General features: G+C 52.7%; 8 protein-coding genes. 7 read left to right on the forward strand and 1 reads right to left on the reverse strand.

Annotated features, from left to right (window positions below):
• From INT22_RS17790 to INT22_RS17820, 7 genes are all read left to right on the forward strand, one after another.
• Positions 1 to 1,396, forward strand: a 1,396-nt coding sequence (locus INT22_RS17790) for a sugar ABC transporter ATP-binding protein (RefSeq protein WP_193068659.1), incomplete at its 5' end; no start/stop codon positions are given.
• A gap of 25 nt (positions 1,397 to 1,421) precedes the next feature.
• Positions 1,422 to 2,525: an ABC transporter permease gene (locus INT22_RS17795; RefSeq protein ID WP_193068660.1), complete on the forward strand. Its 1,104-nt coding sequence runs from the start codon at positions 1,422 to 1,424 to the stop codon at positions 2,523 to 2,525.
• A 74-nt stretch (positions 2,526 to 2,599) separates the two neighbouring features.
• Positions 2,600 to 3,556 carry a D-ribose ABC transporter substrate-binding protein gene (locus INT22_RS17800; protein WP_193068661.1) on the forward strand — a complete coding sequence of 319 codons (957 nt, stop codon included), beginning with the start codon at positions 2,600 to 2,602 and terminating at the stop codon, positions 3,554 to 3,556.
• A 129-nt stretch (positions 3,557 to 3,685) separates the two neighbouring features.
• Complete coding sequence (locus INT22_RS17805) at positions 3,686 to 4,591, forward strand: ribokinase (protein ID WP_193068662.1); 906 nt, start codon at positions 3,686 to 3,688, stop codon at positions 4,589 to 4,591.
• A gap of 493 nt (positions 4,592 to 5,084) precedes the next feature.
• Positions 5,085 to 6,125 carry an AbrB family transcriptional regulator gene (locus INT22_RS17810; RefSeq protein WP_193068663.1) on the forward strand — a complete coding sequence of 347 codons (1,041 nt, stop codon included), beginning with the start codon at positions 5,085 to 5,087 and terminating at the stop codon, positions 6,123 to 6,125.
• A 37-nt stretch (positions 6,126 to 6,162) separates the two neighbouring features.
• Positions 6,163 to 8,073 carry an ABC transporter ATP-binding protein gene (locus INT22_RS17815; protein WP_319022104.1) on the forward strand — a complete coding sequence of 637 codons (1,911 nt, stop codon included), beginning with the start codon at positions 6,163 to 6,165 and terminating at the stop codon, positions 8,071 to 8,073.
• 67 nt (positions 8,074 to 8,140) lie between these two features.
• Positions 8,141 to 9,148, forward strand: a complete 1,008-nt coding sequence (locus tag INT22_RS17820) for a zinc-dependent alcohol dehydrogenase family protein (protein WP_193068664.1) — start codon at positions 8,141 to 8,143, stop codon at positions 9,146 to 9,148.
• Positions 9,149 to 9,239: 91 nt separating this feature from the next.
• On the opposite strand, the gene INT22_RS17825 is transcribed toward INT22_RS17820, so the two are convergent.
• A complete protein-coding gene (locus tag INT22_RS17825; RefSeq protein ID WP_038477356.1) occupies positions 9,240 to 9,506 on the reverse strand; it encodes a hypothetical protein in 267 nt (88 codons plus the stop codon).
• Between the last annotated feature and the right edge of the window lie 238 nt (positions 9,507 to 9,744).

Genomic DNA, 9,744 nt, shown 5'->3' on the forward strand with positions numbered 1-9,744 from the left:
CGGCGCGGGCAAATCGACATTGATGAAGGTTCTATCAGGCGTCATTGCCCCAACTGCCGGAGAGATAGTGCTTGAAGGCAAGGCGGTACACTTTTCCTCGCCGGCGGATGCCGAAGCACTGGGCATCACTATTATCCATCAGGAATTGAGCCTGGCTCCGAATCTCAATGTGCGTGACAACATTTTCATGGGGCGCGAACTCACCAGGGCAAGCGGAAGCGTTGACTATCAGGAAGAGGCGCGAGAGACCCAGCGCTTGATGGATGAGCTTGATGAGCCGATTGACCCCTTGGCACTCGTTGAGGATCTTCGGGTTGGGCAACAACAGATTGTCGAGATTGCTCGGGCGCTGTCCAAGAACTCACGCATTCTGATCATGGATGAACCGACGTCGGCCCTGAGCGCATCGGAAGTGGAGACCCTGTTCAAGGTTGTCGAGGACCTTAAAAGGAAGGGTGTATCCATCGTCTACATATCACACCACCTGGAGGAAGCGCTGCAGATTACCGATCACGCTGTTGTATTGCGTGACGGCGTGATGACTGCATATGCACCGCGCCGAGACATCGACCTGCAGTGGATTGTCACGAATATGGTGGGGGAAAGCTTTGACCTGGGTTCACCGCCCGTTGGATACGAGCAGGGGGATGTTGCTCTTTCCATCAAACATCTGTCCCTGTCTGACAGCAATGTTGACGACCGCTATGTCGTCGATGACCTGTCTCTCGATCTTCGTGCCGGCGAGATTGTGTGTATCTATGGGTTGATGGGAGCCGGTCGCACGGAGTTGCTGGAGTGCATCGCGGGGCGGACCCAGCAGGCAAGCGGGGAAATCCTTCTCAACGGGCACGATATCTCTCACCTTACCATCGCCCAGAGAATCAACGAAGGCTTGGCATTGGTGCCGGAAGACCGTCAACGCGATGGACTGGTCCAGACAATGAGCGTGGGGCGAAACCTCACCCTGGCAAGCATTAGTGAGTTTACGCGCCGACTGTTTACCTCATCTGAACTGGAAGAGAAGATCGTCTCCTCTGCCATCGGTAACGTCCATATCAAGACGGACGGTGGTGATGCCGCGATTGGCTCACTGTCTGGGGGCAACCAGCAGAAAGTCGTTATTGGCAAGATGCTGGCTACCCATCCCGACGTCATCATGCTGGATGAGCCCAGCCGGGGTATCGATATCGGTGCCAAAGCCGAAGTCTTCAAGTTGCTAAGCGAAGGCGCTCGCCGGGGGCTTGCCGTGGTTTTCTCGACGTCTGAAGTCAGCGAATGCCTGAGCATACCGCACCGTGTCCTGGTCATGAGCAAAGGAAGGATATCGGCAGAATTTTCGCCCGGCGTAACCAAGGACGAGATTATGGCTGCTTCAGGTGAATCGGTAGCCGTGTAACATTCAAATCGGATAGGTAGCAACCATGTCTCAGCACAATAATAATGCATTACTCGGCGGTAAAGGCCGAATCAATATTGTCCATATGCTGCTTGAAGGCAGAGCCTTCTTCGCGCTGATTGCAATCATCATCGTATTTTCGATCTTATCGCCTGTCTATTTCTCGACGGGTAACTTCCTGACCATGTCGTCGCATGTGGCAGTGTTCGGGCTGCTTGGTATCGGCATGCTATTCGTCATCCTTACGGGAGGTATCGATCTCTCGGTAGGTTCAACCATGGCGCTATGTGGCGTCTTTGCCGGCTTGTTGCTGGAAGGTATACACATCGAATCACTGGACCTGGCCTTCTACCCCTCCGTATGGGTGGTGGTTGTGCTGACGTGCCTGCTGGGCGCCTTTGTCGGCACCCTCAACGGTGTACTGGTTGCCTACTTTCAGGTACCGGCTTTTGTCGCCACCTTGGGCATGCTTTACGTGGCTCGCGGTGCGGCCTTGCTGCTGACCGATGGCTTGACCTTCAATCAGCTCAGTGGCGACCCGACACTGGGTAATACCGGTTTCGAGTGGCTCGGGTTCAACAAACTGTTCGGCATTCCGATGGGCGTGCTGATTCTGTTTGTGGTAGCCGCCGTCTGCATGGTGGCACTGAGCCGCACTCCCTTCGGGCGCTGGATCTATTCCACCGGCGGCAATGCGCGCGCTGCGGAGCTCTCCGGTGTTCCTGTCAAACGCGTCAAGCTTGCCGTCTACATCATCTCAGGTATGTGTGCCGCAATGGCAGGCATAGTGCTCGCTTCCCAGTTGACTTCTGCTGGCCCTACAGCTGGCACCACCTATGAACTGACGGCTATTGCTGCAGTTGTGATCGGCGGTGCGTCCTTGATGGGAGGTCGTGGCACGGTACGCAACACCTTGCTGGGTGCCTTTGTTATCGGGTTCCTAGCTGATGGGCTGGTCATTATCGGTGTCTCTGCCTACTGGCAGATGGTGTTCACTGGCAGTGTCATTGTCTTTGCAGTCATGCTGAACAACATTCAGTACAGCGCTAAAAAGAGCACCACAAAACCCGCTGACAAAAAGGCGGATTCATCAGCTCCTCAAGAAATTTCCAAAGCGAAAGCCACCTGAGTGGTCTTCTGCAGGAAAGGATGGCCGTAACGGCTTGAAGCTCGCACTATAAACACAAAAGTGAGGAAAACGTCATGTTACCGAAAAGCAAAAAGCTCCTGTTTGCCGCCATTGTCGGTGCCTCGGCACTCTTCAGCGGATCTCTGGCCGCACAGGACAAGGGCCTGATCTCGATCATTGTCAACGACATGTCTAACCCCTATTGGCAGACAGAAGGTAGCGTCGCCGAAAGAACGGTGGAAGAGCTGGGGTATGAAGCCAGCGTAAGCTCTCATGTGGGCGACACTAATACGGAAAGTAACCAGGTGGATACTGCCATCACCAATGGCGCGAAAGCCATCATTCTCGACCCGGCGAACGCCGATGGCTCGATTGGTGCTGTTCGCAAGGCAGTGGATGCCGGTATTCCAGTGTTCATTATTAATGCCGAGATCAACCAGCAAGGCCTTGCCAAGGTACAACTGGTTTCCAACAACGCCCAAGGAGCGGCGCTTGGTGCGCAGGAATGGGCCACTCAACTGGGCGGTGAAGGCACCTATGTCGAGTTGATGGGGCCGCCGTCGGATAATAATGCTGCCACTCGCTCCAATGGTTATGAAACCGTCTTGAGCCAATATCCCGATCTGGTCAGCAAGGCGTCCGATATTGCCAACTGGGATCGTACTGAAGGCCGTAACAAGATGCAGAGCATGTTGCGCTCCAACCCTGATATCACCGGCGTGATCAGCGGTAATGACGAAATGGCCCTAGGTGCCATTGTGGCATTGAAACAGGAAGGCAAGCTGGATGATGTGATCGTTGGGGGATTTGATGGCAGCCCTGATGCTGTTGATGCCGTGCGTGCTGGCGAGCTTGCCTATTCGGTCCTGCAGCCGGTAGCGGTCTTTGCCGAGGACGCGGCACGAATCGCCGACCGTTATATTCGTACAGGCGAAACTGGCCTTGATGGTGAAAAGCAGCTCTACGACTGCATCCTGATCACCCCGGATAATGTTGATCAGTACGTATCTCCCTTCGTGTTGGAGGGGTAGTTAAGGAGGTTTTTTTTAAACAAGGTTTTTAGGTCAGCCAGCGTTAATGCTGGCTGATTTTTTAACTACATTCTTTATACAGCTAAAGTTGTTAATAATAGTTGAACTCTAAAGTGAGGAGCGGTGCCAGTGATTTTTAACTTTGGTTCAATTAATATCGACCATACTTATCGTGTGCCATATTTTGTATGTCCCGGTGAAACACTCAAAAGTGATGAATATATTAGTGGATTGGGGGGGAAGGGAGCCAATCAGTCGCTGGCGATAGCGCGTGCCAAGGGAAGGGTAAGTCACTGGGGCAGGGTATGCTCAATGGACGCCTGGGTGACTGACGAGTTGCAACAAGCGGGTGTTGATGTGAGCGATATTGAGCTTACCGCTGAGCCAAGCGGGCGCGCAATTATCCAAGTTGATCAAGGTGGCGAAAACGCTATTTTATTATTCTCCGGCGTTAATCATGGTTTTACTGAAGAGCAGATTTTGTCGTTGCTGGCAAAAACGACTCCTGGCGATACAGTACTTGTTCAAAATGAGTGCAATGCTCTTGATAAACTTATCCCGTTAGCGGTGAGTCATGGCTGTAAGGTGGTGCTTAACGCTGCCCCTATGAGTGAAGAGATTTTATTGCTGCCTTTGAACCAGTGCCAGTTACTCTTCTTTAATCGTACCGAGGCGCTGCATTTATTGGGTATGCCCATAGACTCAAAAATTTCAGATATATTAAGGCGTTTGGATGAAGCGTTTGGAGATACTGAGGTCATTCTGACGCTTGGTAGTGAAGGGGCTTGGTATCAGTACAATAAGAAGACCTTTTTTCAAGCGGCCTTAAAGGTGAAAGCTATTGATACAACGGCAGCGGGTGATACCTTTGTTGGCTACTTCCTAGCGGCTCGGCAGGCGGGACTAGAGCCATCAGCATGCTTGCAAAGGGCAGCTGTGGCGGCAGCACTTACGGTTCAGAAACATGGTGCTGTCAGTAGTATCCCTACGGCAGAAGAGGTCGATAAGTTTATACGTCAAAATATTCAAGGGTAGTTGAAGTCAGAGCATTAATTTTCTAATGAATATACCCTCTACTATCAAAGGGCTATTGGCGTCACTTTAGTTATTGGCGGTCATTTAGACCGCCCGTTATTTCTGCCATATGCCGTAAGGGGCTAGGTAGTTGACTAACGTAGCCCGTAAATTCGGCGATGTTGTTCCAGTGTTGTGACTAGAGCTTCAGCGTTCACCGAGCCTCCTGCTGTTCTCAACTGGTAAGTTATCCCCACCGTTTTAGCACTCGCGGGCTTGTCCGCATCAAATAGTGACTAGCCCCCGCAGTGAGAAAATTCGCCATTGCTGGCTGCAGCTAACATGGCAGAAAAATTTAAGGTTAACCTCTGAATAGCTGGGCTAAACAACAAAAGCGATATTCCTAAGCCATCATAGAAGCCCGAGCCGTTGGTTCAGTGCTAAACTACTGGAGCTATTAGCAGGTTAATTATTGCGTCAGTAGAGACTGGGTTTTTAGATATAGGGAGTCGATGTGAAGGGCGTCATGTTGAGTGCAGGGAGCACAAAAGCGCTATCCATATCGCTTGCCGTAGGCGCCGTGGGCGGCATCGTTTTTCATCTCACCGGTTTACCGCTAGCCTGGATGCTAGGCCCGCTGATTGCCAACCTGCTGGTATCGGCAAAAGGAATTAACGTTGGCGTACCGGAGCCGCTGCGCAACGTGTTTTTAGCGGTTATGGGATTGGTGCTGGGCAGTCAAGTAACCCCTCAACTTGCCCATCGTGTACTGGACTGGCCAATCTCGGCAGCACTCTTGCTGGCAGGTGTTGCGGCGTCCACCGCGGTTGCTGCGGCGTGGTATCGTCGCTGTGGCTTCGACCCGGTCAGTGCTTGGTTTGGTGCATCGCCAGGGGCCATGACGGCAATGATCATGCTCGGCGATCAATGTGGCGGTGACCCGCAACGCATCGCCATTGCCCAGTCGCTACGTATTATTCTCGTCATCCTATTTCTTCCTCCTCTGTTTTGGGCATTTGAAGGCGGTGCTGGTGACATTGGGCCAGCCCAGGCTACCCTTGAGCACGGCTGGATGCTGCTCACTATTCCTTTCTTATTACCGGTGGGCCGGTGGCTGCGCATTCCAAGTTCGGCGTTACTTGCGCCGCTTATTATGGCGGCCTTGCTTTCTGGGTTTGGGCTGGCCAGCCTTAGCTTGCCTGGTTGGGGAATGAACCTCATGTTATGGGTGTTGGGCAGCGCGATTGGCTCGCGTTTTCAAGGCATGACACGACGCCTGCTCGGGCGTTATTTATGGCAGTCGGGGGTGGCGACGCTGCTTGCACTGGTGGTGTTAGCACTGTTTGCTGAACTGATCCATCAGCTGTTGGGCGTGCGCCGAGACGTAGCCCTATTAGCGCTGGCTCCCGGTGGCATCGGTGAAATGGCTATTCTTGCTGTCGCGCTTAATATCGACCCCGTGTTTGTAGCATTTCACCACTTACTGCGTATGGTCACACTGATGATCTTGGCCCCTTTTTGGGCTCGTTGGCTATTGCGTCGCCAATCTTCTTAACTACATCTGGTCTATTAAGGTAACGAAAGGACTTTCCATGTTGTCACGTACGCTAGCGCCGCTGTTCCGTTACTTTGAAACGCGGGTGAACCCCTATCCCGAAGGTGAGGTTGCCACGCCACCGAAAGGTCTGCTGCCGTTTATTTGGCATTTTTCGCGCCCTGTATGGCCGTGGCTATTGCTGATGTCGGTCGCGACTGCCTTGGTTTCTGCGGCGGAGGTGGTGTTTTTTAGTTATATGGGCGACTTGGTCGATTGGCTGGGTAACGTAGAACGCGCGAATTTCTGGTCGGATCACGGGCTTTGGCTGGCAGGCGTGGGCGTGTTAGTGATTATCGGCCTGCCGCTACTGGTACTGGCGCAGTCTCTGGTGACCCACCAAAGCATCTTCGGTAACTACCCGATGATCGGCCGCTGGCTTTCTCACCGCCATATGCTTAGCCAAAGCTTGGCCTTTTATCAGGATGAGTTTGCAGGGCGAGTGTCGCAAAAAGTCATGCAAACAGCGTTGGCCATTCGTGAGACGGTCACCAAAGTGATGGATCTACTGGTTTACGCCATTGTGTACTTCACTGGGGCGGCAATTTTATTAGGCCGTGCAGACCCGTGGCTGCTATTGCCGTTAGCAATTTGGTTGGTTGGCTATTTAGGCATTATGCGCTTTTTTGTCCCGCGCCTGCGCGATGTTTCGATGGCTCAGGCCGATGCCCGTGCCCAGATGACGGGGCGCGTGGTTGATAGTTACAGCAATATCCAAACGATTAAGCTGTTCGCTGATACCGAACGTGAACAGGGCTACGCCAAGGATGCGATGCAAGGTTTTATGGACACGGTGCATCGTCAAATGCGGCTAGTCACCATCATGAGCGTTTGCCTGACGCTGCTCAATACGTTGCTACTAGTGGGAACGGCGGGTATGGCGATCAGCGCTTGGTATTTTGACGCTATTTCCCTGGGCGTGTTAGCGATTGCTATCGCGCTGGTGATGCGTATCCGCTTTATGTCGGACTGGATTTTATGGGAAGTGGCCGGTCTGTTTGAAAATGTTGGTACGGTGCAAGATGGTATGAATACCATCGCCCAGGAGCCCACGATCAAAGATAAGCCCAATGCCAAAGCGCTCGCGGTGCCCAATGGCGAAATTGTGTTTGATGCGCTGCGCTTTCAGTACGCCCAGGCGAAGGGTGAAAGTAAAAACGTCTTTGACGGGTTGAGCCTGACGATTAAATCTGGCGAGAAAATTGGCTTGATTGGCCGATCCGGAGCAGGTAAGTCCACCCTGGCCAATCTTTTGCTGCGCTTTTATGACCTACAGGGCGGGCGTATCCTGATTGATGGACAGAATATTGCTGATGTTACCCAGACCTCATTACGTCATCAGATTGGCATGGTGACTCAGGATACCTCGTTGCTGCATCGTTCGCTGAGAGACAATATTCGCTACGGTAGCCCTCATGCCAGCGATGATGATGTGTGGCAAGCAGTGTGCCGCGCCCACGCAGATACGTTTATCAACGAGCTGGTCGACCCGAAAGGGCGCCGCGGGCTGGATGCTCATGTCGGCGAGCGCGGTGTAAAGCTTTCCGGTGGACAACGCCAGCGTATTGCCATTGCTCGCGTACTGCTTAAAAACGCTCCGATTCTGGTGTTGGACGAGGCTACCTCAGCGCTGGATTCCGAAGTGGAAGCCGCGATTCAAGAGCAGCTCGATTCGCTGATGGAAGGCAAAACGGTGATTGCCATTGCGCACCGACTTTCGACCATTGCGATGCTTGACCGGTTAATTGTGGTCGATGAAGGTCGTATGGTGGAGAGTGGTACTCACCAAGAATTGCTGGCACAGAACGGTATTTACGCCAGCTTGTGGCAGCGCCAGTCCGGGGGCTTTTTGGGGCACGATCTTGATCTTGGCCTTGATACTGACTCCAGTGCCCTCATTTCATATTAGACCAGTCGTTTACTAGGCTTTTTAATACTAGTCACTGTTGACGACATGTGTTCAATAGGAGGTAGTGATGCAAGCCATTCAGCTTCGAGAGCCCGGCGGTTTAGCTAAACTGGACGTGGTTGAACTAACGGCGCCAAGTGAGCCTGGTCCCGGTGAAATTAAAGTACGTCTGCACGCCAGTTCACTTAACTTTCATGACTATGCCGTGGTGGCGGGGATGATTCCCACCGCAGATGGCCGTATTCCCATGTCGGACGGTGCCGGTGTAGTGGAAGCGGTTGGGGAAGGCGTTAGCGAGTTCGCGGTCGGGGATGCAGTTGTATCGACCTTTTTCCCGGATTGGCTGGAAGGGTCCGCGCGAGTAGGTGACTTTACCACCACGCCAGGGGATGGCACTGATGGCTATGCTCGCGAGCAAGTGGTGGCCGCCGCTACCTCGTTCACCCATCAGCCGCAAGGTTATAGTCATGCGGAGTCTGCGACGCTGACGACCGCAGGCTTGACCGCTTGGCGGGCACTAGTCGTTGATGGTGGGTTAAAAGCGGGGGACACCGTGCTGGTGCTGGGCACCGGGGGTGTTTCCATTTTTGCGCTGCAGTTTGCCAAGATGATGGGCGCGCGGGTAATTGCCACATCGTCTTCTAATGAAAAACTGACCCGCCTGCGCGAACTGGGCGCTGAACACACCATTAACTATAAAGAAACGCCTGAATGGGGCAAGGCCGTTAAGGCGTTAACGAATGGTGAAGGTGTCGACCATGTTGTTGAAGTAGGCGGCCCTGGTACGCTGCCGCAATCGATTGAGGCGGTGAAAATTGGCGGGCATATCGCGCTGATTGGTGTGCTAACCGGTCGGGAAGGCGAAATACCAACAGCCAAGCTGATGGCTAAGCAAGCTAAGCTGCAAGGTCTTATTGTGGGTAGTCGTCGTCATCAAATCGAGATGATTCGTGCTATCGAAGCGGCTAATGTGAAGCCAATTATTGACCGTGAGTTTGCACTGAGCGACATTGCCGATGCCTTCCGCCACCAGGAATCCGGCAAACACTTCGGCAAGATTTGTCTGACTTTCTAGCTAGGCAGCGCCTATCACTGGATTGAGTTAACTTTTTAGTTTTGGAATGTTGCCATTGCACGCCCACTGAGTAGTGGGTGTGCAAAAAAGGTCACGTTTCCAAGCGGCTATACACGACGCCTTTGACTTCAAGTTCCCAAATATCATCATAAGGAACGGTTACTCCGTCGATATCGCCTGGGTCACCCGTGCTGTTTTTGATCTGCGTTTCAGGAATGACTTTTAACCCCGTGAAGCCTACATGTTGAATACGTGCGCTAAATCGATTTCCCTCGTGGTCGATCAGTACCCGTTCGCCTGCAATGCACTTTGAAAGCTTTTCATGCAGTTCTGCCATAGTGACGTTAACTACGCTCATTGTCGCCTCCTGCGCTTTGCTCTCATATTAGTTAGCTACTGTATAACGACTTTATTTTAGTCGATAAGTTCGGCTAACCCCTCAATGACAATATGAGGCATGCTAACCTTAATCCACTAATTTATGTTCGAGGCGGCATATGACGCAGCGCTCAACGAAGACTGCTTTTTCGCCATGGGTAATGGTGGCACTTGAGTCGTTTCAAACACCAGAGCAGACCCAAGCCAGCCAGTGGCGG

It is taken from the genome of Halomonas sp. 3D7M (genome assembly GCF_014897885.1).
Classification (GTDB): Bacteria; Pseudomonadota; Gammaproteobacteria; order Pseudomonadales; family Halomonadaceae; genus Vreelandella.